This window comes from Agrobacterium sp. FDAARGOS_525 (assembly GCF_003938925.1).
GTDB lineage: Bacteria > Pseudomonadota > Alphaproteobacteria > Rhizobiales > Rhizobiaceae > Agrobacterium > Agrobacterium pusense.
Genome location: NZ_RKIU01000004.1, coordinates 692,501 through 716,969 on the forward strand (window position 1 = coordinate 692,501; position 24,469 = coordinate 716,969).

A 24,469-nucleotide genomic window follows, 5' to 3' on the forward strand; every position below is an offset into this window, starting at 1 on the left:
CGGCCTGCTGGCACCGCAAATCCAGTCGAACAATGTGGAAAGCGGCGACGTGCTGCGCGTCGGCATCCTTCAGGAAGACGAGAAAAGCGATATCGTGCGCGTGAGCCTTTACCGCAAGGGCCGCCACATGGTCACCATGGCCGTCGATGACCGCAAGCGCTTCATCAAGGCCAGCGAACCACCGAAACTGGACGCGGTGGCGACCGCCTTTGACAGCACACCCGCACCTGCGGCGGGGCGCGATCTGCCAAGCGTCTATGACGGGGTGTACCGCGCCGCGCTTGCTTACGGCATGAACCAGGGCATGGTCTCGCAGTTGATCAAGCTTCTGGCCAGCAGCGTCGATTTCCAGGCGCAGCTCAAGCCCGCGGATACGCTCGAAGCCTTCTTCTCCGTGGAAGATGCGGATGGCAAGGCGACGGACAAGTCGGAGCTGCTCTATGTCAATGCCAAGTTCGGCGACAACGAGACACGCTTTTACCGGTTCCAGAATCCGGAAGACAACAGCATCGATTATTTCGATGAAAACGGCAAAAGCATCCGGCAGTTCCTGTTGCGCAACCCGGTTCCAAACGGCCGCATGACCTCCGGTTTCGGGATGCGCCGCCATCCCGTGCTGAAATTCAGCCGCATGCATACGGGAACAGACTGGGCCGCCGCCCGGGGCACGCCGATTATCGCTACGGGCAACGGCACTGTCGAGAAGGCCGGATGGGCCTCCGGTTACGGCAACCAGACCCTGATCCGCCATGCCAATGGCTATGTCTCGTCCTATAACCACCAGAGCGCGATCGCCAAGGGGGTCACCGAGGGGGCAAAGGTCCGGCAGGGTCAGGTCATCGGCTATGTGGGGTCGACCGGTCTTTCGACCGGCGCGCATCTGCACTACGAGCTGATCGTCAACGGCACCAAGGTGGACGCAATGAAGGTGCGTCTGCCGGGCGGCAAGTCGCTTTCCGGCGAAGCGCTGGCGCGTTTCTCCGACGAGAGAAAACGCATCGATAATCTGCTGAATATCGAAGAAAAGTCCAATCAGGTGGCAAGCCGCTGATCGGCAGGGGATTTCAGATCAACAGAGTCCGCTTATAGGAAAAGGGCCCCGTTTCCGGAGCCCTTTTTTTATGCAGCGTCGGCGGCCTCAGTGTCGGCCTCGGCTTTTGGCGGCTTGACCTTGAACAGCAGCCGGTCGGTTCCAGAGGTCACCTTGACCCGCGAACCATCGGGGATTTCCCCGCCAAGGATCATTTCCGCAAGCCTGTCCTGAACCGCCTTCTGGATCACCCGCTTCAGCGGACGCGCGCCATAGGCGGGATCGTAGCCTTTGTTGGCAAGCCAGTTACGGGCATCCTCATCCAGTTCGAGCGAAATCTTGCGATCTCCCAGCAGCGAAACGAGCCGCTTCAACTGGATTTCCACGATGGCACCCATCTCGTCCCGCCGCAGGCGATGGAAGAGGATGATATCATCGATACGATTGAGGAACTCCGGCCTGAAATGCGACCGGACACGCTCCATCACCAGTTCCCGAACCGAATCCACGTCGTCATTGTCACCCATCTGCGTCATGAATTCCGAACCGAGGTTCGAGGTCATGATGATGATGGTGTTCTTGAAATCGACGGTGCGGCCCTGGCCATCCGTCAGGCGGCCATCATCCAGCACCTGCAGCAGGACGTTGAAGACATCCGGATGCGCTTTTTCGATCTCGTCGAACAGCACGACCTGATAAGGCCGGCGGCGAACCGCTTCCGTCAGAGCGCCGCCCTCCTCGTAACCGACATAGCCGGGAGGCGCACCGATGAGCCGGGCAACGGAGTGTTTCTCCATATATTCCGACATGTCGAGGCGAACCATTGCGGTTTCGTCGTCGAACAGGAAGCGGGCCAGCGACTTGGTCAGCTCGGTCTTGCCCACGCCCGTCGGGCCGAGGAAGATGAACGAACCGATCGGCCGGTTGGGATCCTGCAGGCCGGCACGCGAACGGCGAACCGCCTTGGACACAGCCTGAACGGCCTCACCCTGCCCGACAACGGACTTGGCAAGTTCGTCTTCCATGCGCAACAGCTTTTCGCGCTGGCCTTCGAGCATCTTGTCAACCGGAATACCTGTCCAGCGGGAAACGACATGCGCGATATTGTCCGCCGTCACCACTTCCTGAACCATCGAACCGGCACCGCTGCTGTCCCGCGCTTCCGCTGCAGCCAGTTCCTTTTCGATCCCCGGAATGATGCCGTAGGTCAATTCACCCGCGCGCTGGAACTGACCGTTGCGCTGTGCGATCGCCAGTTCGTTGCGGGCTTCGTCCAGCCGTTTCTTGAGATCGGCGGCGTGGCCGAGCTTCTGCTTTTCCGCCTGCCAGCGGGCCGTCAGCGCATCGGCCTTCTCTTCCGTATCCGCCAGTTCATCCTCGAGCTTCTTGAGCCGGTCGACAGAAGACTGGTCCGTCTCCTGCTTCAGGGCTTCGCGCTCGATCTTGAGCTGGATGATGCGGCGATCCAGTTCGTCCAGTTCTTCCGGCTTGGAATCCACCTGCATGCGAAGACGCGACGCGGCTTCGTCCATCAGGTCGATTGCCTTATCCGGCAGGAAACGGTCGGTGATATAGCGATTGGAAAGCGTCGCAGCCGCAACCAGGGCCGAATCCGAGATACGGACCTTGTGGTGCTGTTCGTATTTTTCCTTCAACCCGCGCAGGATCGAGATCGTGTCCTCAACGGTCGGTTCATCCACCAGCACGGGCTGGAAACGGCGGGCAAGGGCCGGATCCTTCTCCACATGCTTGCGATATTCGTCGAGCGTGGTGGCGCCAACGCAGTGCAGCTCACCGCGGGCAAGCGCGGGCTTAAGCAGATTGGAGGCATCCATCGCCCCATCCGCCTTACCGGCGCCGACCAGCGTATGCATTTCGTCGATGAAGAGGATGATGCCGCCATTTTCAGACTGCACCTCATTGAGGACAGCCTTCAGGCGCTCTTCGAACTCACCGCGATATTTCGCACCTGCGATCAGCGCGCCCATATCGAGCGCCATCAGCTTCTTGTCTTTGAGGCTTTCGGGCACATCGCCATTGACGATGCGCAGGGCGAGGCCTTCGGCAATCGCCGTCTTACCGACACCGGGTTCACCGATCAGCACGGGATTGTTCTTGGTACGGCGAGACAGCACCTGAATGGTACGGCGAATTTCATCGTCGCGGCCAATAACAGGGTCCAGCTTGCCTTCGCGGGCCTCTCCCGTCAGGTCGCGCGCGAACTTCTTCAGCGCGTCAAAGCCCTGTTCGGCATTGGCGCTGTCAGCCGTGCGGCCCTTGCGGATATCATTGATGACCTGATTGAGCGCCTGCGCCGTCACGCCGGCCTTCTTCAGGGAAGCCGAAGTGGAAGCAGAGCTTTCAATCGCAAGCGCCTGCAGAAGACGCTCGACGGTCACGAAACTATCGCCAGCCTTTTTGGCCAGGTCTTCGGCGGTGGAAAACACCTTTGCAAGGGGAGCCGTCAGCGAAAGGCCGCCATTGCCACCGGATACCTTCGGTAATTTTGCCAGTGCGGCATCATTGGCAAGACGCGCTTCTTTCGCGTCGCCGCCAGCCCGCTCGATCAGCGATGCCGCCATGCCCTGCTCGTCATCGAGCAGCACCTTGAGAACATGTTCGGGCGAAAACTGCTGATGGTTTTCGGCCAGCGCAAAGGTCTGCGCCGATTGCAGAAAACCGCGAACGCGCTCGGAGTATTTTTCAATATTCATAGTCGAACCTCCATAGACCGGCCCGCCCGCTTTCGGCACGGCTCCGGGTGTTAGGGTTGAGGCTCCCTCAAAAGGCAAGCCCCGCTACGACAGCCGTGTTTAAGGATTTCACGATCGCCGCCTCTCGATGGTCGGTCGCCAGCAGTATCGGCAACCTTCCATCCTGCTCGAATATGGGAGGCATTTTCATCGGTTTAAAGGGGAAGAAATCCGGCCGTCGAGAAATTTTCCCAGGAAGTTGACGGGTGTCAGCTTCACCCTGCTAGCCATGCTGACGCGCGCAGTCGTAGACTTTGGCGCGCCAAAATAAAAAAACTCCGGCGAGCCGGAGTTTTCAGTCCTAGGGCATGTCTGCCTGCGCTGTTTATTCCGCGGCGTTTTCAAGCGTGGCGGGAGCGGCCTCTTCACCGGCTCCTGCATCTTCACCTTCGGCACCTTCGGCAGCCGCAGTGCGACGTGGACGGCGCTGGCGCGGACCAGTCGCCCGGCGCGTCTTCGGTGCGCGTTCGGCCGGAGCTTCCGCCTGCTGCTGTTCCTCTTCGACGGCCACCTCCATCGGCGTACCCTCGATGACGGGCTGTGGCGCCTGACTGGCGTCATAAACCGGAGGCTGCTGGTCTGCGCTCACCTGCTGGCGTGGCTGACGCTCCTGCCGCTCACGGCGGTCGGGACGTTCACGGCGCTCCTGGCGCTGCTCGTTCCGTTCGGCGCGCTCCTGGCGTTCGGGCTGCTGCGAGCGCTCGGCCTGTTCGGCCTGATGCTGCGGTGCAATGGCGCCTTCGTCACCATCGTTCACATCCATCTCGTCGGCATCGGCGGCGTTATACTCGCCGCGGTCGTCGCGCTGGAAGCGTTCCTGCATCTGCGCCTGAGCCGACGCGATGATGCGGTTATAATGTTCAGCGTGCTGCAGATAGTTTTCAGCCATCACGCGGTCGCCGGAACTCTGTGCGTCGCGCGCCAGAGCCGCGTATTTTTCCGCTATGTGCTGGGCTGTGCCACGGATTTTAACATCGGGGCCGGAACTGTCATAAGTCCTAGTCAGCGGGTTACCGCCCTTGCGGTTGAAGTTGTTGTTACCGCCACCATTATTATTGTTGTTGTTTCCACGCCCCCGGCCGCGCTTGTTTTGCTGTCCTGGCCTCATCAATTGCTCACCTGAATTCTGTTTTGCTGATAATCTGGTTGTTTTCATGCAATTCCGGGCGGAAAACCGCTGGAAATTTTTCCTGAAATTGCTCCATCACGCGCCCTGCCGAGATACCTCCGGACAAGACCTCGCGTAAGACGACTGGTCGCGCAAATGCTGCACCGAGCCGTCTGCGAACAAAGTTTACTGATTCACATGCCGGAAACGCCCAGCCTTTCAGGGCTCTTTAAAGAACCCGCTTCGGGACTGACCCATACCCTGACGAATCTCAGTTCGTCCTCAGCCACCCGGCATGTGGCCGCAAACTATCCCGCTTCCCGCGGAAATCCAAGCCTTTTCTTTTGCTGTGCAAAATATCCTTGCAAAAAATTCCGCAGACATATCGTCGTCAACTATCTCCGGAAGGTCAAAACTCTATCATTACCGCCATAATCCTTCACGGCGTCCAGAAGAGAGAAGCCGTGGGAAGAAAATATAGCGGAAACATCAAGCCTTTGATCGAAACCGATCTCCACACCGACAATCCCGTTTTCCACAAGAAATCGGCCTGCTTCGGCAGCGATGAGGCGGTACGGTGCAAGGCCGTCCTGACCTCCATCCAGCGCCGCCAGAGGATCATGATGACGAACCTCTCGGTCAAGCGTTGCGACGATATCGCTTCTTATATAAGGCGGATTCGACACAATTATGTCAAAGCGGCCAGAGATTTTTTCGAACCAGTCGCTTTGAACGGGTTCGAAACGACCGCCGAGATCATTTCGGAATGCGTTTCTAGAGGATGTCTCCAGCGCGTCGGCGGAGATATCGCTGCCGACACCGGTCGCCTCCGGGCATTCCTTCAACAGCGCGAGACAGATTGCCCCCGTGCCTGTGCCCAGATCGAGAATACGCGCGCTGCCCCTGGCTGAAACGGCAGCCTTCAAGGCAGGCAGCAGCGTGTCTACCAGAACCTCCGTATCAGGGCGCGGCTCGAGCGTTTCCCTCGACAAAAGAAGATCCAGGCCATGAAACTCCCGATGGCCCAGGATGCGGTGAACAGGCTCGCCGCCGGCACGTCTTTCGATCATCGCATCAATTCGGGCTTGCTCCTCAGTCGTGAGCGACCGGTCCGGCTTCATCACGAAGTCGGTCAACGAAAAACCGACGACTTCGGCAATCAGGAGACGCGCATCGAGAAGTGGATCGGCGATCCCCGCCGCCTGCAGCCGCTTGCGGGCCGCGGCAAGTTCACTTGCGACAGTGGCCCCGGCCGGCGCGCTCAATGCTGCTCGCCGAGTTGCGCCAGCTGCCCCGCCTGATAATCGGCGATCAGCGCATCCACCAGCTCATCAATCTCGCCTTCGATCATCCGGTCCAGCTTGTAGAGCGTGAGATTGATACGGTGATCGGTGACACGGCCCTGAGGGAAATTATAGGTGCGGATGCGCTCGGAGCGGTCGCCGGAGCCCACCTGGCTCTTGCGGTCGGCCGAACGTTCACTGTCCACCTTCTGGCGCTCGATATCGTAAAGCCGTGAACGAAGAACCTGCATGGCCTTGGCGCGGTTCTGATGCTGCGATTTCTCCGAGCTCGTCACGATCAGCCCTGTCGGCAAATGGGTGATGCGAACGGCGGAATCGGTGGTGTTGACGTGCTGGCCGCCGGCGCCCGACGCACGCATCGTATCGATGCGGATATCTTCCGGGCGGATTTCGATATCGATTTCTTCCGCTTCCGGCAGCACCGCAACGGTGGCCGCAGACGTGTGGATGCGGCCGCTTGCTTCCGTTTCCGGCACGCGCTGCACCCGGTGAACACCGGACTCGAATTTCAGTTTGGAGAACACCCCTCGCCCACTGATCGTGGCGATGATTTCCTTATAACCGCCGGCTTCACCCTCGCTTGCAGAGAGCACTTCCACCTTCCAGCCCTTGGAAGCAGCAAAACGCTCATACATGCGGAACAGATCGCCGGCAAACAGTGCCGCCTCGGAACCGCCGGTCCCGGCGCGTATTTCGAGGATCGCACTTTTTTCGTCCGCAGCATCCTTCGGCAGAAGCAGGACCTGCATGTCCTTTTCGAGCTCTTCGATACGGCTCTCGATCTCCGGCAGCTCCATTTCCGCCAGTTCGCGCATATCCTTGTCGGTCGACTTGTCGGCAAGCAGCGCTTCGAGATCGGCGGCCTCAGAGATCGCCTTCTCGTATTCGCGAATTTTCTTCACCACCGGCTCGAGCTCGGAATATTCCGAAGCGAGCTTCACATAGACATCCGCAGCAGGCCCGGCCGACATACGCGCTTCGATCTCGCCGAAACGTCTTTCCAACTCGCGCATTTTTTCGACGGGAAGCTTCGCCACCAGTCACTCCAATTATGAAACAGTTCTTTTTAAACGGGAATGGAATGCGTCGCCGCAAAGCGTAACAACACCTCGCGCGCGCTTTCCAGCGAATTATGATCATCCAGCGCCGCGTTCAACTCTTCGGCAAGACTTGCGGCATCGAGCCCGAGCAGCATGGCCTTCACGGGGCCGATCGCCGTCGGCGACATGGAAATCGAACGGAATCCAAGCCCGATAAGAGCCATTGCCGAAAGTGGCTTGCTCGCCATTTCACCGCACAGCGTAACCGAAGTCTGATGCCTTTCGCCCGCCCGCACGATATCGCGAAGCATGCGCAGGAACGGCTTGCCGAGATTGTCGAAGCGATCCGAAACACGGGCGTTGCCGCGATCCACAGCCATCGAGAACTGGAAGAGATCATTCGAACCCACGGAGACGAAATCCACCTCCTGCATCAGCTCATCGAGCTGCCACATCAGCGCCGGCACCTCCAGCATGGCGCCGAACTGCAGCTTTTTTGGCAGCGCATGGCTGAATTTCGAAAGATGCTGTACTTCCTTTTGCAGCAGGTCGCGTGCAGCGCGGATTTCGGACACTTCCGTCACCATCGGCAACATCATGCGCAGTTCTGCACCGGAAGCGGCACGCAGAAGCGCGCGCATCTGCGTGCGCATCAGCCCCGGCCGGTCGAGCGACAGGCGGATCGCCCGCCAGCCAAGCGCCGGATTTTCCTCCTCCTGGCCGCGCATATATGAAACGACCTTGTCGCCGCCAATATCCAGCGTGCGGAAGGTAACGCTCTTGCCCTTCGCCTGCCGCAGGACGGAGCGGTAGAAGGCCTCCTGTTCCTCACCCTTCGGCATGTTGGAAGCGATCATGAATTGCAGCTCGGTACGGAACAGGCCAATGCCATCGGCACCCGATTCATCCAGCTGCGGCAGATCCACCAAAAGACCAGCATTCATCTTGAGGTTGACCTTCTGGCCATCCTTGGTGATCGGTTCGACATTGCGAAGTGCGCGGAACTGCTCCTGCCGGCGGGCACGCAGACGCACTTTTTCCTCATAGGCGCGTTGCAGATCCGACATCGGACGCAAATGCACCTGGCCGTCATCGCCATCGATGATGATGGGATCGTTGTTTTCGGCAAGCGCGACAATGCCCGTCGCCTGGCCGATAACCGGAATGCCCATGGCGCGGGCCACAATGACGACATGGCTGGTCACCGCGCCATCTTCCAACACCAGACCACGCAGTTTTTCGCGCGGATAATCCAGGAGTTCGGCCGCCCCCATGGCGCGGGCCAGCACGATGGCATCGAGCGGGAAATCCTGTTCCGGACCACGACCGCCGAAACCGATGAGCTGCCGAAGCAGCCGGTTGGCGAGATCGTCGAAATCATGCATGCGTTCGCGAAGGTAAGGATCGGTCAGGCGCATCATGCGCGCCTTGGTGTCGCTCTGCACCTTCTCGACCGCCGCTTCCGCGGTCAGGCCGTTGCGGATCGCTTCTTCCATGCGTCGCACCCAGCCCTGATCGTGGGCGAACATGCGGTAGGTCTCGAGAACCTCGCGGTGCTCGCCTTCGGTCGGTACGTCACGGCGCTGCAGCATGTCATCGATGGAGAGCCGCAGCGAGCCTATAGCATCGGCAAGGCGACGGATTTCCGTATCCGCATCTTCGTTCAGCAGGTTGGTAACGACAATGCGCGGATCGTGCAGCACCACATGGCCAAGACCGATGCCTTCGCCATAGGCGTCGCCGTCGATGGAGACGGCACGCGTCAGGTCCAGCTCGACACCGGGGCGTGTGATCTTCTTCAACTCGCCGCTCGCCACTATTTCAGCGATAAGCATCGCGGTTGTCTCGAGCGCTTCAATTTCATCCTCCCGGTACGTTCGGCTGGCCTTGTTCTGGACCACAAGAACGCCAAGAGTGCGACCGGAGCGCAAAATTGGCACGCCGAGGAAGGAATGATAAATTTCCTCACCGGTTTCAGGAAGATAGCGGAATGCGGGATGCGCCTGCGCATCGGAAAGATTGAGCGGCTGGGCGGAAGCGGCAATGGTGCCGACAAGACCCTGCCCCATTTTCAGCTGGGCAAGATGCACGGCATCCTTGTTGAGACCTTCCGTCGCATAAAGCTCAAGCACGCTGTCGGAACGCAGCACATAGACCGAGCAAACCTCCGCCACCATGTTGCCGGCGATCTGACGGACGATCTGGTCAAGGCGGTCCTGCGGTTCAAGGTGCTCCGCCATCATTTCGCGCAGCCGCTTGAGCAGGACGCGCGGACCTGCGGAAAGGTCTCTCATCGCGTTTGCTCCCCGACGCTTCCGATCCGAATGTCATAATATTCGGGAATCAAAACGTCATTTAAAAATTTATAGCGCGAGAAGCGCGTCCCGCAAGGGACACGCTTTCATGAAACGCCACATCGGAAGAACGCAACTCCGAAGAATCGGAGCATCGGGAACCGATGTCTCGGCTTAGCTCTTATCGAGGCCGTAAGCAGAATGCAAAGTGCGAACCGCAAGTTCGGCATAGGCGCCATCGATCAGGATCGAAATCTTGATCTCGGACGTGGTGATCGCCTTGATGTTGATGTTCTTCTCGGCCAGTGCCTTGAATGCGCTGGCGGCAACGCCCGCGTGGCTGCGCATGCCAATGCCGATAACCGAAACCTTGGCGAGGCCGGTTTCGTTCTGGGCAACGTCGAAGCCGATCTGGGCCTTGTTGTCATCGAGAACCTTAAGCGCCTTGGCAACGTCGCCCGAAGGAACGGTAAAGGTCATGTCGGTGCGCGAACCGTCTTCGGAAATGTTCTGCACGATCATGTCGACATTGATGTGCGCTTCCGCCAGAGGCCCGAAGATCGCGGCGGAGACGCCCGGACGGTCGGCCACGCGGCGCAGCGAGATCTGTGCTTCATCCTTGGCATAGGCGATGCCGGTTACGACTTCCTGTTCCACGATTTCATCCTCGTCACAAATCAAAGTACCGGGCGGGTTGATGAGGTCGCCCATGCCCGGCGCATCGGGATCCTCGAAACTGGAGCGAACGAAGGTGCGCACCTTGTGTACCATGGCAAGCTCGACCGAGCGGACCTGCAGGACCTTGGCACCGAGCGACGCCATTTCGAGCATTTCCTCGAAGGCGATCTTTTTCATGCGGCGAGCCTTGGGCTCGATGCGCGGATCGGTCGTGTAGACGCCATCGACATCCGTATAGATGTCGCAACGATCCGCCTTCACGGCAGCGGCAATGGCAACGGCCGAGGTGTCGGAGCCGCCGCGGCCAAGCGTTGCAATGCGGTTATCGGGACCGATGCCCTGGAAGCCGGCAACAACGGCAACCTGGCCCTCGCCCATGCGTTTCACGATATCCGAGCCGTCAATCTCGAGAATGCGGGCGGCGCCATGCGCATTATCGGTGCGGATCGGGATCTGCCAGCCCTGCCAGGAGCGCGCATTGATGCCCATGGATTGCAGCGTGATCGCCAGAAGACCTGACGTCACCTGCTCGCCGGATGCGACAACCGCGTCATATTCGCGCGCATCATAAAAGGAGGCGGCATTGCTCCCCGTAATCTTTGCTGCGTTCTGCACCCAGTCAACCAATTCGTTGGTTTTACCGGACATGGCGGAAACGACCACGGCCACTTCATGGCCGGCGTCCACTTCGCGTTTCACATGCCGTGCGACATTGTGAATGCGTTCGAGGTTCGCGACGGACGTGCCGCCGAATTTCATGACAATGCGAGCCATAGCCTTGACCAGTACCATCCCATTTTCCCGCCGGCTCTTTCAAAAGACGGACGGACAAGAACAAACCCAGTCGGCTCTTCCTGACAAAGAGCCTCAAGTTGCGGGTCTCTTAGCGAAAAGGCGGGGGCCACGCAATGCCGTTTATGAACCATGCGGTACGCCTTTTCGGGAGCCTGAACATGCAACAATGGCGCCCTGACGCGCCGGCGGGATAAAGCACCCGCAAAAGAGCGTACCGCGGTGCACTGTACAAATCGGCCCATTCGCAGTATGAGCGCGGCAATGCAACCGGCCAGATGGCCGAAATGGCCTGTATCGGCTGCCCCGGAGACTTTAGGATCTATTGGTTTCGGGCGGATGCGGGCAGCTTCATATCCGAAAGACGGTAGATGACAGACACCCAGGGTATCGCCCCGGCGATCGCGCAGGCGTTGGAAAAACGCGGCTATAAAGATTTGACCCCCGTGCAGCAGGCCATGCTTGCGCCGGAACTTGCCGACAAGGACGCGCTGGTTTCCGCGCAGACCGGTTCCGGCAAGACCGTTGCCTTCGGCATCGCGCTTGCGACCACGCTGCTGCGTGACAACACCCGTTTCGGCCAGGCCGCTGCCCCTCTGGCGCTTGCCATCGCCCCCACACGCGAACTGGCCATGCAGGTCAAGCGCGAGCTAGAATGGCTTTACGAATTTGCCGGTGTCTCCATCGCCTCCTGCGTCGGCGGCATGGATATCCGCAATGAGCGCCGGGCGCTGGAGCGCGGTGCTCATATCGTCGTCGGCACGCCCGGCCGTCTCTGCGACCACATCAAGCGCAATGCACTCGATCTCTCATCGATCCGCGCTGTCGTGCTCGACGAAGCCGACGAAATGCTCGACCTCGGCTTCCGTGAAGATCTGGAATTCATTCTGGAGGAATCGCCCGAAGATCGCCGCACGCTGATGTTCTCGGCCACCGTGCCGCGCAGCATCGCCAAGCTGGCCGAAAGCTACCAGAAGAACGCCGTGCGCATCGCCACCGCTTCCGAACAGAAGCAGCATGTGGATATCGAATATCGCGCGCTTCTGGTTTCGCCTTCCGATCGCGAGAACGCCATCATCAATGCGCTGCGCTTTTACGAAGCCCGCAACGCCATCGTGTTCTGCTCCACCCGCGCCGCGGTGAACCACCTGACGGCCCGCCTGAACAATCGTGGCTTCTCCGTCGTGGCTCTCTCCGGCGAACTGACGCAGAACGAGCGTACACATGCCCTGCAGGCCATGCGTGACGGCCGCGCCCGCGTTTGCGTGGCGACAGACGTTGCCGCCCGCGGCATCGACCTGCCCGGCCTCGAACTCGTCATCCATGCCGACCTGCCGACCAATTCCGAAACACTTCTGCACCGCTCGGGCCGCACCGGCCGCGCCGGTCAGAAGGGCGTCAGCGCCATCGTGGTACCGGTCAGCCAGCGCCGCAAGGCCGAGCGCCTGCTCGAAGGCGCCAAGGTCAGTGCCGCATGGGTACACCCACCCTCCGTTGAAGAGATCGTCGAGCGCGACGGCGCCCGGCTTCTGGCCGATCCTACGCTCAGCGAAGCAGTGGCGGATGACGAACGCGATTTCGTGACCAAGCTGCTGGAACAGCATGGCGCGGAAAAAGTCGCCGCGGCCTTCGTGCGCCTTTATCATGCGGGACGTTCGGCACCGGAAGACATTTTTGAAGTCGCGCTTGATAACACCCGCAAGCCGCGCCGCGACAGTTTCGAAACGGTCGAAAACAACGCTCCGCGCCGCGACAGGTCCGACTTCTCCGACAGCGCCTGGTTCTCGCTGTCCGTTGGCCGCAAGCAGAGCGCCGAGCCGCGCTGGCTTATTCCGATGCTCTGCCGTTTCGGCAAGATCACCCGCCAGGATATCGGCGCGATCCGCATGCAACAGACCGAAACCTTCGTGGAACTGGCAGCCGACGCCGTCGACCGCTTCACCTCCGCCATCGGCAAGGACATGACGCTCGAAAAGGGCATTCGCCTGAAGGCGCTTGAGGGCAAACCCGAGATGACCGGCGGCTTCCGCGAAGACACGCGGCCGGCCAAGGCCCAGCGGAAGTTCAGCAAGTCCGACAACGCGAGCGCCCCCCGCGATGATCGCAAGAGCGAAGACAAGCCCTGGAAAAAGAAAAAGCCCTTTGGCGACAAGCCGAAATATGAGGGCAAGAAGGACAAGCCATTCGAAAAGCGTGGGCCAAAGCCGACAAAGGGCTGAGGACGCCCTTCGTTTTTAGCTCTTGCAAGAAAATGAGTCCCTTTTTGTGGGACTCAAGCCGGTCGACGACCTCCTCCGTCATGCCGGACCTGATCCGGCATCCAGCCACGACGCGTCTGCGTCGTGAGAAGACCCTTTTGCGATCAAAGACTTGATCGCGCTAGACCCCGGATCAAGTCCGGGGTGACGGAGTGGGGATGCGAAAACTTTGCAATCGATTCAGGTCGACAGATTCAACAAAAAGCCCCGCTCTCGCGGGGCTTTTATTTTGTCTCAATTCTCAAAACGCCTGTGCTCAGAATTCCAGCGCGCGGTCGCCGTTTTCGTCCTTGATGCGGTTCGGAAGACCGATCTTGTTCAGAAGGTTCAGGAACGGCTTCGGTGGCAGTTCTTCAACGTTTGCCATCTGCTTCACATCCCATTCGCCTGTCGCTATCAACATGGCGGCAGCAACCGGCGGAACGCCAGCTGTGTAGGAAATGCCCTGCGAGCCGACTTCTTCATAGGCTTCCTTATGGTCAGCCACGTTGTAGATGAAGACTTCGCGTTCCTTGCCGTCCTTGATACCCTTGACGATATCACCAATGCAGGTCTTGCCGACATAATCGGGCGCCAGCGAAGACGGATCGGGCAGCACGGCCTTGACCACCTTCAGCGGCACGACTTCCAGACCTTCAGCCGTCTTGACCGGCTTTTCGGAGAGCAGCCCGAGGTTCTTCAGCACGGTGAAGACATTGATATAGTGATCGCCGAACCCCATCCAGAAGCGGACATCGGCGCCGTCCATGTTCTTGGACAGCGAATGCACTTCGTCATGGCCGGTCATATAGGCCTTCTGCTTGCCGACGACAGGCAGATCGAATTCCTGGCCGACTTCGAACATCTGGTTGGTCTGCCACTGGCCATTCTGCCAGGAATAGACGACCCCGGTGAACTCACGGAAGTTGATTTCCGGATCGAAGTTGGTGGAGAACCAGCGGCCATGGCTGCCGGCATTGATGTCGACGATATCGACCGAGGTGACCTTGTCGAAATACTCATCCTTGGCAAGACGCGCATAGGCGTTGACGACACCCGGGTCAAAACCGACACCGAGAATGGCAGTAATGCCCTTCTCCTTGCATTCTTCAGCACGCTTCCACTCGTAGTTTCCATACCACGGCGGCGTCTCGCAGATCTTGGTGGGATCCTCGTGGATCGCCGTATCCATATAGGCAACACCCGTGTCCATGCAGGCACGAAGAACGGACATGTTGACGAAAGCCGAACCGACATTGATGACGATCTGTACGCCGGTCTTGTTGATCAAGGCTTTCGTCGCCTCGATATCCATCGCGTCAAGCGCATGGGCCTCAAGTTTCACATCTGTCTTGAGGCTCTTCTTTTCGCGTACGGACTCGACAATCTTGCGGCACTTTTCCAAAGTCCGTGACGCAATATGAATGTCTCCCAATACATCGCTGTTCTGGGCGCATTTATGCGCCACGACCTGTGCTACGCCACCGGCGCCGATGATCAGAACGTTCTTCTTCATTTCAGGTGATGCCTCCTTTTCCCCGCAGGGATGAGCTTCGTTGGATGTTGAAACAGGGTTTAAGACAGGCTTTGCTCGAAATCGGCAAAGTCGAATTCACGGACGGCGCGAACCGAGCCGTCGAGTTCCTTGATGGCGATCGTCGGCATCTTCACGCCGTTGAACCAGTTTTTCTTGACCATGGTGTAACCGGCTGCGTCCTGGAAGGAGATGCGGTCACCCACTTTCAGCTCGTTGTCGAAACGGAAATCGCCGAAAATATCGCCGGCGAGGCAGGACTTGCCGCAAACCATATAGGGATGTTCGCCCTCGTTCGGCGATACCTTGGCGCTCTCACGATAGATCAGAAGATCGAGCATGTGCGCTTCGATGGAGCTGTCGACGATAGCGAGGTTCTTGCCGTTGAACAGCGTGTCGAGAACCGTCACTTCGAGCGTCGTGCTCTTCGTGATCGAGGCTTCGCCCGGCTCGAGATACACCTGCACACCGTATTTTTCTGAGAAGGCACGCAGACGGTCGCAGAACTGGTCGAGCGGGTAATCGTCGCCAGTGAAATGAATGCCGCCGCCGAGGCTGACCCATTCGGCACGCGACAGCAGCGATCCGAATTTTTCCTCGATCTGCGTCAGCATGCGGTCGAACAGGGCAAAATCGCTGTTTTCGCAGTTATTGTGGATCATGAAACCGGAAATGCAATCCATGACCTTGTCGACCTTGGCGACATCCCATTCGCCAAGGCGGCTGAACGGACGTGCGGGATCTGCAAGATCGAAGCTCGATGAACTGACCTGCGGATTGAGGCGCAGACCGCGCGTGATGCCGGATGCCTTGTCGGCAAAGCGCTCCAGCTGGCCGATGGAATTGAAGATAATCTTGTCGGCATTCGCAATCACCTCGTCGATCTCGTAATCGGCATAGGCAACGGAGTAGGCATGGGTTTCACCGCCGAATTTCTCGCGGCCAAGACGGACTTCATAAAGCGAGGAGGAAGTGGTGCCATCCATATATTGCGACATGAAGTCGAACACCGACCAGGTGGCGAAGCATTTCAACGCCAACAGCGCCTTGGCACCGGATTTTTCCCGCACATAGGCAATCTTCTCCATGTTGCGAAGAAGTTTTGTCTTGTCGATGAGGTAATATGGCGTCTGCAGCATCTCGTTTCACATATTGATTGAAGTCAAGGTCGGTCTTGGATGATGGGCCTTATATGATGCTTGTTACAGGAAAACAAATGTCCGGGGACTAATTCCTTAAAAATGAGGCGCATCGAGCGGGACGAAGAAAAGACATGACGTTGCGGAACCAAGTCGGTGTCGCTGCGTTTCAATCACGGACAGGCGGGTAGTTTCTGCCGCCGTAATGAAAGTCAAGCGGCGTCAGTCATGGACATGTCGCCATCTCCATCAACGATGTTCAAGAAGGACTTCACTCATGGCAAGCGTGCGTAGCAGCGTTAATGACAAGATCCAGCAATCCCTCGAAAGCGGTGATGCAGCCGATGTGGCCGCGCAGCTCGCCCAGCTTCGCGAAGATCTGGCAAATCTTGCCAAGAGCGTGAAGGCGCTTGGCGTCGGTGCTTCGCATGAGCTGAAAGCTCAGGCCGCGCGTGTTGCGGACGATGCCATCTCCGCATCGAGCGACATGGCGGATACCGTGCGCAACGAGATTTCAACGCTGAATGACAATCTGACGGACCAGGTCCAGCGAAACCCGCTCCAGTCGCTCGGCATTGCGGTCGGCGTCGGTTTCGTTCTTGCCCTCCTGACACGTCGATAAGCTCATGCTTGAGGCATTGCTGGTCTATCTGGGGGAGACCCAGCGTGAAGGGCGTGTCGTCACGAGACGACTGCGCTCTGTCATCATATTATCGGTGCTGGCGGGAATATTTTTCCTGATAGCCTTCGTGGCGGCGGTTGTAGCCGGATCGATTTACCTCGCCCGGCACGTCGGCGCAGGCCCTGCAGCGCTGGTCGTCGCCGGATCCGCGTTTCTGCTTGGAGTTATCATGCTTGTGGCACTCGCCATCCTGAAGCGTCCAAGGGTCTATGCAACAAGGCCGGTCACGCCGCTCGCTGCCGCAGCGCCGCTCACGGCGGCGCCGCTTGCTCTTCAGTCGTTGCTTTCACTCGCGATACAGGCGCGCCCCTATGCGACACTTGCCGTCGCCGTCGCAGCCGGGTTTCTCGCCACGAGAGCAGGTACAAAAAAGACCAAGTAACTTCTTGGCTCGCCAGCGACACCAACCGCGCATCCGGCCCATGGATGCGCGGTTTTTTTTATGTTACCCGCGAAGGATAGATTGGTTGATGGCGCACTGCGTCACGCCGCCCTTATTTAAACAAAGTAACATACAGTCTCGGCGTATCCGTAATTTTTTGAAAGGCAATTGATGAAGAAGAAAGTCCTTGTCGTCGGTGGTGCCGGCTATATCGGTTCGCACACGTGCCTTCTCCTCTCTGAAAGAGGGTATGAACCCGTCGTTTTTGACAATCTCTCCAACGGGCATGAGGAATTCGTCCGCTGGGGGCCTTTCGAACAGGGCGATATTCGCGACCGGGCGCGGCTGGACGAAGTCTTCGCCAAACACCGGCCGGAGGCGGTTCTGCATTTCGCGGCACTGATCGAGGTCGGTGAATCGGTCAAGCAGCCCGTGGCTTTCTATGACAACAACGTCATCGGCTCGCTCAACCTGCTTTCGTCCGCCATCGATGCCGGTGTCAATGCCTTCGTATTCTCCTCCACCTGCGCCACCTATGGTCTGCCGGAACAGGTCCCGATCGACGAAACGCACCGGCAGGCGCCGATCAACCCCTATGGCCGCACCAAATGGGTGGTCGAGCAGGCGCTGAAGGATTACAGCGCCTATAAGGGGCTACGCTCGGTAATGCTGCGCTACTTCAATGCCGCAGGAGCTGATTTCGAAGGCCGCATCGGCGAATGGCACAAACCGGAAACCCACGCGATCCCGCTGGCCATCGAGGCCGCACTCGGCCGGCGTCAGGGTTTCAAGGTATTCGGCACGGATTACGACACGCGCGATGGAACCTGCGTGCGCGACTACATCCACATTCTCGATCTCGCCGACGCCCATGTGCGTGCAGTGGATTATCTGCTGGCGGGCGGGGAAACCGTGGAACTCAACCTCGGCACCGGCACGGGCACCACGGTCAAAGAATTGCTGGCAGCGATTTCGGAAGTCTCCGGTCGACCCTTCCCCGTCGAATATGCCGGGCGTCGGGATGGCGATTCGACAACACTGGTGGCAAATAACGAAAAGGCGAAAGAGGTTTTGGGCTGGGAACCGCGCTATTCTCTTTCCGATATCATCAAATCCGCCTGGGCATGGCATTCGTCGCGGAACGCGGGTGAATAAACCAAAAAGACACCGGCCGATGGCCGGTGTCTCCCGCGGGACGGCGGATGGCGCCTGTTCCCGCTCCTGCCTCCCAGGTATGGGATTTACGGCTTTGTCGCCGAAGTGGTGGTGCTGTCGGGTGCCGCCGGGGTTGCCGCGTTCTGCTCGCTGGTCTTCTGCTCCAGCGTCTTGAATTCCGGCGCTGCCTTCAGCGTTTCCGCGGTTTCGGTCGTCGTCAGGCGAATGGTGCCGTCTTGCGCGTTGCGCGTCATCGTCACCTTGTCCATGGGAACGGCCACGTCCTTGGCGCCGATACCCAGGAAGCCGCCAACACCGATCACCGCTGCAACCAGACCCCCGTCCTGTTCCATGATGAGGTTCGTCACATTGCCGATGCTCTCATCGGCCGCTGTATAGACAGACTTGCCGATATAGTCGTTGGCGCTGATTTGCGTTTCGCCCTGCTCCGTCAGATAGGCTCCGCCGGTGGTCGTGGCTGCGCTGTCATTGGCCGAGGGTGCTGCAGGAGCCATGGGCGTCGCTGGCGGCGTCGCCGGTTCAGTCTGTGCGCTGGGATTTGCCGGCGCGGGCTGCGTCGTGCCCTGAGCGATGGCAAGCGGCGCGAAAGCCGTCGTGCCCATGAGGGCGGCGGTGACGAGGATCGTAAGTTTCTTTGCCATTTCGTACCTTCCTTTCATCGTTCTCAACTGGCCGGCGGAAACATTTTTCCGCTCTTCGACCGGTTCGACTGGCAAACGGCATGGTTGTCCAAATAGTTCCGATTTTTTCAATCACGGCTTTGGGAGATGTCGTGAACCACAACAACCAAAGGTAAGAAATCAGCCATTGCCAATGGGGTATGGCGCGGTATTATCCATGTCGTAACAAAGGGATAAATGCCGGAGTTTTTATATGCCTCGACCCGGCAACAGACTGAAGAACATGATCTCGGCTTTGCGTCGGCGTAGCGCGAATTTTTTCCCGACCGCCTCCATCGGCACCTATCTGGTGGTGATGGCGACCGTTATCACTTTGCCGCTGATCCTTTTCGTCGGCTACTTGATGCTCCGCCTGGAAGCGGAAAAACGCGACGACCTGCAGCGCGAGACGATCGAGGATGTACGGGTCGTCAGCCGCAACATCGATCGCCGTCTGCAGGAAATCGCCACCTCGCTTAATCTGCTGTCGCAATTTCCCGAACTCGAGAGCGGCAATCTCGCCGCCTTTCAGGGACGCGTAGCAGACAGCCTGAAACGGGAGGGTCTTTATGCCATTCTTGCCACCAAGGATGGCCAGCAGCATCTCAACACCCGTGTGCCCTTCGGCAAGCCTCTCGGCAAGGTGCCGGCCGAGGCCGATCTCGCCAAAGCGATAGAATCCCGCCGTATAACGGTATCGAACATTTTTTTCGGCTCAACCAGCAAGGAATGGGTGTTCAACGTTACCATGCCGCTCGATCCGGAACTCGGGTCTGCCGGAGACGCCCTCATCCTGACGCAGAATGCCAGTGACCTGAGCCGGCTCATCTCCACCGAGAACCTGCCGCGAAACTGGGCGGTCGCTATCATCGACGGCACCAATCGTGTCGTTGTATCCACCGCTCCTGACGAGGCGGCGATTGGCAAACCGTTCGTCACCCCGGCCATACTCTCCGAAATGCAGGCCTTCAGCGGCAATTTTTTCGACGGCAAGGGCAATCTTTACGCCTATGCGCAATTGCCTGGCTGGCAGTGGAAAACCGTCATGTGGGGGCCGCTTGCCGCAAGTCAGGCTGCGCTGGTCGATACCTGGCGGCAGATGATGATCGGCAGCCTGGTACTCGTTTTGATTGCTATAGGAGGCGCCTATCTGGTGGGGCGGCAATTGCGCAGCTCGATCCGCGACCTGACCCTCATGGCCGAGCGCATTGGTGAAGGTGAGATCGTCGCGCCGGTGGACACCAAGATAAAAGAGGCCAATCAGGTGGCCATCGCGCTTTCAAACGCCTCCTTCGACAGAAGCCAGTCAGAAGAAAGGCTGCAATTGCTGCTGCATGAGCTGGTGCACCGCTCCAAGAACATTCTCACGCTTGTTCAGGCGATGATACGGCAACTGGGCCGCGAGAATAAAAGCATTCCGGAATTCCAGAAAGAGGTGGACCATCGCCTGCGCGGCCTCGGCATGTCGATCCGGGCCTTGGCGGAAGTTCAGTGGCAGGGCTTGCCAATCCGGAAACTGATCGAGACCCACCTCGATGTTTTTGGCACGGTGGCAGAGCGTTTTGTTCTGGCGGGAGACGATTTCATGCTCTCGCCCGAGGCCGCGCAGAATTTTGGCCTCGTCGTGCATGAGCTTACCACAAATTCCATAAAATACGGCGCTTTGTCCGCTCCCTCAGGCAAAATTACTGTCCGTTGGAAACCGGTTGAAAAAGACGGGCGGCAGATGCTTCATCTTGTATGGACCGAAACGGGTGGCCCCCCGGCGCAGGAGCCCAGCCGCAAGGGTTTCGGGACTACGGTCATCAAGAGGCACGCGGAAGGCGCTTTCGGGGGGAATGTGACAACGGAATATCGTGAAAGCGGTTTCGAATGGGCGCTGGAGGCGCCGATGCGTTACTTCACGCCCAAACGATCCGATCAGGCGGGCTCCCATTAACTAATCGGACCCGCAAAAGTGACGATAATTCGTGAACCGCAAAAAATATACATTTTGCTGGAACCGAATCTCGCCAAGTGTGTTTTTAATGCAGGCCAAGCAATTCCCCCGTCCCCGCCTGAAGCTTGGCCCAGTATAAACGGGTTTCGCCCCTGAAAACCCGTCATTGAAATAGCACGGCTCTCTCTGAGCCGTGCTTTTTTAATGTCTTCTGTAGTGAAAGGCGGCCGAGACGTCCGTCCGGCCGCGTGCGTCGCTTACATATCTGCGACGTCGCCCGAGGGGAATTTCAGCCGATAAACAATGCGCTCTGGAGTAAGCTCATATTCGGCACTTCCTCCCAGGGCGGAGGGAACCACCTTTTCCAGCACGACGCTGCCGAAACTGCCGCGCCTTGCCTCCACGGGTTCCTTCGACGGCGTCATCGGCTCGTTCCATTCGACTATATAGAACTCCCCCTCCTGCCGGCATTGCAGGGATATTGGCGGGTGATAGGCGAGATTGCCGCTGTGGCTGACAGTGTTGACAACAAGTTCGTGAAAGGCGAGCCCGATATAGAGCGCGCCGTTCGGATTGAGCAGCAGGTTCTCGCCTTCCATATGGATGAGGTTCGGATATTCAGGCACATAGAGATCGAATTGCTGGCGCAGCAGCTCGAATATACGTGCCCCCCGCCAGTCGGAATCGGTGATGAGATCCTGGCTTTGGGCAAGCGCATGCAGGCGCCCCCGGAATTTGCGCAGGAAATCATCCTTGGTGAGACTGAAACGGGCCGTCTGGCCCGCAAGGCTCTGGATGATCGCCAGCAAATTCTTGGAACGGTGACTGACTTCGCGCAGCAACGAACGCAGAAGTTGCTCGCGTCGCCGTTCCGCCGTCACTTCCCGGATGGTGGTTTTCATCACCATCTGGTTCATCTGATTCAAAGTTGAGTGCACGTGGAACTGGAAGACTCGATCATTGCCCGCGCCCACTTCCAGCATGCCGCGACTGCCAGCCGCGCCCATGTCTTTCTTGAGCTCGGCCAACCGCCCGGACAAATCCTTTCCGAACAGATTTTCATCAGTTGGAGGGGATTCAGCCGGCAGCTTCCAGACATCCGGAAGATTGGCCACGAATATGTAGTCACGGTTGCGGTCCTGGAGCATGACTGTCTCACCCGAATCGAGCAAGGCAAGGACGAGCGAATCGTGAAGTTCGCTTTCGTCCCTCTCCGCGTTATGCCACGCCAGCCGATGCAAATTCATCTCCTTGCAGAAAGTCGCGGGGCAGCCCCACGACCGTAACCGCCAACGCCCGGGCACCAGAGAGGTTCCCGGTCAGCGTGCGGTTTCGGCAAAATCTCACGCCGCGACGCGCGAGCTTTCGTTGAAAAACAGGGCCTGGCTGATGAGCGCTTTCACCATGTCCGGGTTGAAGGGCTTCGTTACGAGGAATGTCGGCTCGGGCCGTTCACCCGTCAAAAGACGCTCCGGGAAAGCCGTGATGAAGATTACCGGGAGGGTGGTCATCTGAAGGATGTCCTTCATCGCATCGAGGCCGGAGCTGCCGTCGGCGAGCTGGATGTCGGCCAGGATCATCTTCGGCTGGGTACGATGGAAGAGATCGAGCGCTTCCGTGTGCGTGCGGGCGATGCCCGTCACACGATGGCCGAGATCGGTGACCATCTGTTCGATATCCATGGCGATCAGCGGTTCATCCTCGATGATCATGATATCGGTCGCCACCTGTCGGGCGATTTCAGACGCTGCCTCGTCGATGAGCTTACCAACCTGGTCTTCGGATACCCGCAGAACCTCCGCCGTCTCCGACGGCGAGAACTCCTCGACGGTTGTCAGGAGGAAAGCCTGGCGGGCAAGTGGCGGCACGGCGGACAAATTGGCGGAAGCGCGTTTTTCCCATCCAGACAGGTTTTCGTCGGCCTTAATATTGATCGTGACGGAACTAAAGATCGATACGAACAATTGATAGAGCGAAACACGATCGCTGCTTGTCTGCGGAAAGATGCTGATATCGGCGATCAGCGCTTCGAGTGTAGCCGCAACATAGGCATCGCCCGTTGATTGTGAGCCGCAAACGGCACGCGCGAACCTGCGCAGATATGGCAGGTGCGGTGCGATGCGTGTAGAAACTGACATGGAATTCTCCCCTTTCATGCGGTCTGCAACGCAAACCCAAGATAGCAACGTGCACATCGCAAAAAAAGTTCCGAACCACCGGAACTATTTTTTTCGCCGTGCATTCTTTGCCATGACAAAAAAGGAATACCGGACGTTATGAGCATATTTCAATCGGACCAAGATCAGCCGGATAATCCGGCCGCCCCCCAGGTCCCGCACTCAGGGCGGGCGGTGATTTCCCGTAAGCTCAGGGAGCTTTATGATGCCGTTCAGGACGAAGGCATCCCTGACAAATTCCTCGACCTTCTCGAAAAACTCGATGAAGCGGAAAGTAGAGCCAAAATCAAGGCTTTGGAGGAATGATGGCGAAAGAGCCGGAGCAGACAGAATACAACTTCAAGCGCGAGATGCTGGCAGCACTGCCCAACCTTCGCGCCTTCGCAATTTCGCTGATCCGTTCGAGGGACCGGGCCGACGACCTCGTGCAGGACACGATCATGAAGGCCTGGGCGAAACAGGACAGTTATCAACCCGGCACCAATATGCGCGCCTGGCTGGTAACGATCCTGCGCAACGAGTTTTACAGCCAGATCCGCAAATCCGGCCGCGAGGTGCAGGACACGGATGGTGTCTATACGTCCCGCATGTCGGTCCCGCCGGAACAGCATGGCTCGGTGGACCTTCAGGATTTCCGCGCAGCGCTCGCGAAATTGCCCGACGACCAGCGTGAAGCCATACTGCTGATCGGCGCTTCCGGCTTCGCCTATGAAGAGGCGGCGGAAATCTGCGGATGCCCTGTGGGCACGATTAAGAGCCGCGTCAGCCGTGCAAGGTTGCGCCTGCAGGAACTGCTGGGCATCGAGAATGAAAACGAGTTCGGTCCCGACGCGCAGATGACAGCCGTCACCGCCGCTGCAACGGCGCGCTGAGAGGACTGGACGCAGAAGGTAACGAACGGGCAGACGCGAGTCTGCCCGTTTTTTCGTCTTCTTTTTAGATGCCGGTTTCCTTGACGGACTGCATGACCACAAAGGTCGACGTGTTAGCGACAGACGGCAGGCTCGAGATTTTTTCGCCCAATACTCTTCTGTATTTGCGTATGTCGCTGGTGCGGACCTTCAGGAGATAATCGAAGGCGCCGGCGATCATGTGGCACTCTTCTACTTCCTTGATCTTACGTACCGCAGTGTTGAACTCCTCCAGTGCCTTTTCCCGTGTATCGGACAGCTTGACCTCGGCAAAGGCGATATGGTCGACGCCGAGTTTCTGCGGATTGAGCATGGCGCGGAAGCCGAGAATATAGCCCTCATCCACCAGTCGCTTCAGCCGCGTCTGGCAGGGTGTCTTGGAAAGACCTACCTTTTTCGACAGCTGCAGCACGGACATGCGCCCATCCTCGCTGAGCGCCTCGAGAATCTTGAGGTCGAAGTCATCCAAACCTTCTGTTTTCTGACTATTTGCCATTCATTTTCCCGCCAAATTCGCACAATAAAAGTTCGTATTGCCTGTTTTATACTAAAAATAAGGCCATAGCAATTTTCGCGGCAATGATATTGTGAGCGTAAGGATGACGAGCGGCGGGCTGAGGACACACTGCCGCCG

General features: G+C 58.4%; 20 protein-coding genes (1 of these 20 only partly in view). 8 read left to right on the forward strand and 12 right to left on the reverse strand.

The genetic code is table 11. The features are described 5' to 3' along the window. Positions 1–1,051, forward strand: partial view of a M23 family metallopeptidase gene (locus tag EGT36_RS19550; RefSeq protein WP_125270879.1) — the 3' portion only. 896 nt of this gene lie to the left of the window's left edge; only the last 1,051 of its 1,947 coding nucleotides appear in the window; the start codon falls outside the window, past its left edge; its stop codon occupies positions 1,049–1,051. Between the two features lie 68 nt (positions 1,052–1,119). Here the strand turns inward: EGT36_RS19550 and clpB are convergent, their stop codons facing one another. From clpB to EGT36_RS19580, 6 genes are all read right to left on the reverse strand, one after another. Continuing rightward, entirely contained in the window at positions 1,120–3,744 is a 2,625-nt protein-coding gene (gene clpB / locus EGT36_RS19555) for an ATP-dependent chaperone ClpB (protein WP_125270880.1), read from the reverse strand. Positions 3,745–4,108: 364 nt separating this feature from the next. Continuing rightward, entirely contained in the window at positions 4,109–4,891 is a 783-nt protein-coding gene (locus EGT36_RS19560; RefSeq protein WP_125270881.1) for a DUF4167 domain-containing protein, read from the reverse strand. Between the two features lie 395 nt (positions 4,892–5,286). Next, complete coding sequence (gene prmC, locus EGT36_RS19565; RefSeq protein ID WP_125270882.1) at positions 5,287–6,156, reverse strand: peptide chain release factor N(5)-glutamine methyltransferase; 870 nt, start codon at positions 6,154–6,156, stop codon at positions 5,287–5,289. Then, on the reverse strand, positions 6,153–7,232 hold the full coding sequence (prfA, locus tag EGT36_RS19570; protein WP_035210707.1) for a peptide chain release factor 1: 1,080 nt from the start codon (positions 7,230–7,232) through the stop codon (positions 6,153–6,155). Before prfA ends, prmC begins: the two co-directional genes overlap by 4 nt. A gap of 29 nt (positions 7,233–7,261) precedes the next feature. Continuing rightward, complete coding sequence (gene ptsP, locus EGT36_RS19575; protein ID WP_035210705.1) at positions 7,262–9,529, reverse strand: phosphoenolpyruvate--protein phosphotransferase; 2,268 nt, start codon at positions 9,527–9,529, stop codon at positions 7,262–7,264. A 174-nt stretch (positions 9,530–9,703) separates the two neighbouring features. After that, positions 9,704–10,981, reverse strand: a complete 1,278-nt coding sequence (locus tag EGT36_RS19580; RefSeq protein WP_006698035.1) for an aspartate kinase — start codon at positions 10,979–10,981, stop codon at positions 9,704–9,706. A gap of 389 nt (positions 10,982–11,370) precedes the next feature. Between EGT36_RS19580 and EGT36_RS19590 the strand changes: the two genes are divergently transcribed. Next, positions 11,371–13,218, forward strand: coding sequence for a DEAD/DEAH box helicase (locus EGT36_RS19590; RefSeq protein WP_037090670.1), 1,848 nt, complete (start codon positions 11,371–11,373; stop codon positions 13,216–13,218). Between the two features lie 295 nt (positions 13,219–13,513). On the opposite strand, the gene EGT36_RS19595 is transcribed toward EGT36_RS19590, so the two are convergent. After that, positions 13,514–14,752, reverse strand: coding sequence for a saccharopine dehydrogenase family protein (locus EGT36_RS19595; RefSeq protein WP_004437987.1), 1,239 nt, complete (start codon positions 14,750–14,752; stop codon positions 13,514–13,516). A gap of 59 nt (positions 14,753–14,811) precedes the next feature. After that, on the reverse strand, positions 14,812–15,909 hold the full coding sequence (gene nspC, locus EGT36_RS19600) for a carboxynorspermidine decarboxylase (protein ID WP_100911375.1): 1,098 nt from the start codon (positions 15,907–15,909) through the stop codon (positions 14,812–14,814). 277 nt (positions 15,910–16,186) lie between these two features. Here nspC and EGT36_RS19605 point away from each other — a divergent pair, with 277 nt between their 5' ends. From EGT36_RS19605 to galE, 3 genes are all read left to right on the forward strand, one after another. Further along, positions 16,187–16,531, forward strand: coding sequence for an ElaB/YgaM/YqjD family protein (locus EGT36_RS19605; RefSeq protein WP_004437983.1), 345 nt, complete (start codon positions 16,187–16,189; stop codon positions 16,529–16,531). A gap of 4 nt (positions 16,532–16,535) precedes the next feature. Then, complete coding sequence (locus EGT36_RS19610; protein ID WP_004437980.1) at positions 16,536–16,973, forward strand: hypothetical protein; 438 nt, start codon at positions 16,536–16,538, stop codon at positions 16,971–16,973. Positions 16,974–17,144: 171 nt separating this feature from the next. After that, the gene (gene galE, locus EGT36_RS19615) at positions 17,145–18,128 is read left to right on the forward strand and encodes a UDP-glucose 4-epimerase GalE (protein WP_100911374.1); all 984 of its coding nucleotides are present in this window, start codon (positions 17,145–17,147) and stop codon (positions 18,126–18,128) included. Between the two features lie 86 nt (positions 18,129–18,214). On the opposite strand, the gene EGT36_RS19620 is transcribed toward galE, so the two are convergent. Continuing rightward, positions 18,215–18,790 (reverse strand): PRC-barrel domain-containing protein, encoded by a 576-nt coding sequence (locus tag EGT36_RS19620; protein WP_004437975.1) that lies wholly within the window; start codon positions 18,788–18,790, stop codon positions 18,215–18,217. Positions 18,791–19,022: 232 nt separating this feature from the next. On the opposite strand from EGT36_RS19620, the gene EGT36_RS19625 reads away from it, so the two are divergent. Next, positions 19,023–20,747 (forward strand): sensor histidine kinase, encoded by a 1,725-nt coding sequence (locus tag EGT36_RS19625; protein WP_100911373.1) that lies wholly within the window; start codon positions 19,023–19,025, stop codon positions 20,745–20,747. Between the two features lie 257 nt (positions 20,748–21,004). Here EGT36_RS19625 and EGT36_RS19630 read toward each other — a convergent pair whose 3' ends face one another. Both EGT36_RS19630 and EGT36_RS19635 read right to left on the reverse strand, forming a co-directional pair. After that, positions 21,005–21,994, reverse strand: a complete 990-nt coding sequence (locus EGT36_RS19630; protein ID WP_034500236.1) for a sensor histidine kinase — start codon at positions 21,992–21,994, stop codon at positions 21,005–21,007. Positions 21,995–22,090: 96 nt separating this feature from the next. Continuing rightward, positions 22,091–22,885 (reverse strand): response regulator, encoded by a 795-nt coding sequence (locus EGT36_RS19635; protein WP_004437964.1) that lies wholly within the window; start codon positions 22,883–22,885, stop codon positions 22,091–22,093. 138 nt (positions 22,886–23,023) lie between these two features. Between EGT36_RS19635 and EGT36_RS19640 the strand changes: the two genes are divergently transcribed. Both EGT36_RS19640 and EGT36_RS19645 read left to right on the forward strand, forming a co-directional pair. Beyond that, positions 23,024–23,230: a NepR family anti-sigma factor gene (locus EGT36_RS19640; RefSeq protein WP_004437962.1), complete on the forward strand. Its 207-nt coding sequence runs from the start codon at positions 23,024–23,026 to the stop codon at positions 23,228–23,230. Beyond that, complete coding sequence (locus tag EGT36_RS19645; RefSeq protein WP_004437960.1) at positions 23,230–23,796, forward strand: sigma-70 family RNA polymerase sigma factor; 567 nt, start codon at positions 23,230–23,232, stop codon at positions 23,794–23,796. The genes EGT36_RS19640 and EGT36_RS19645 overlap by 1 nt, the downstream gene beginning before the upstream one ends. A 64-nt stretch (positions 23,797–23,860) precedes the next feature. On the opposite strand, the gene EGT36_RS19650 is transcribed toward EGT36_RS19645, so the two are convergent. After that, entirely contained in the window at positions 23,861–24,331 is a 471-nt protein-coding gene (locus tag EGT36_RS19650; RefSeq protein WP_037090663.1) for an Lrp/AsnC family transcriptional regulator, read from the reverse strand. Positions 24,332–24,469: the final 138 nt, after the last annotated feature.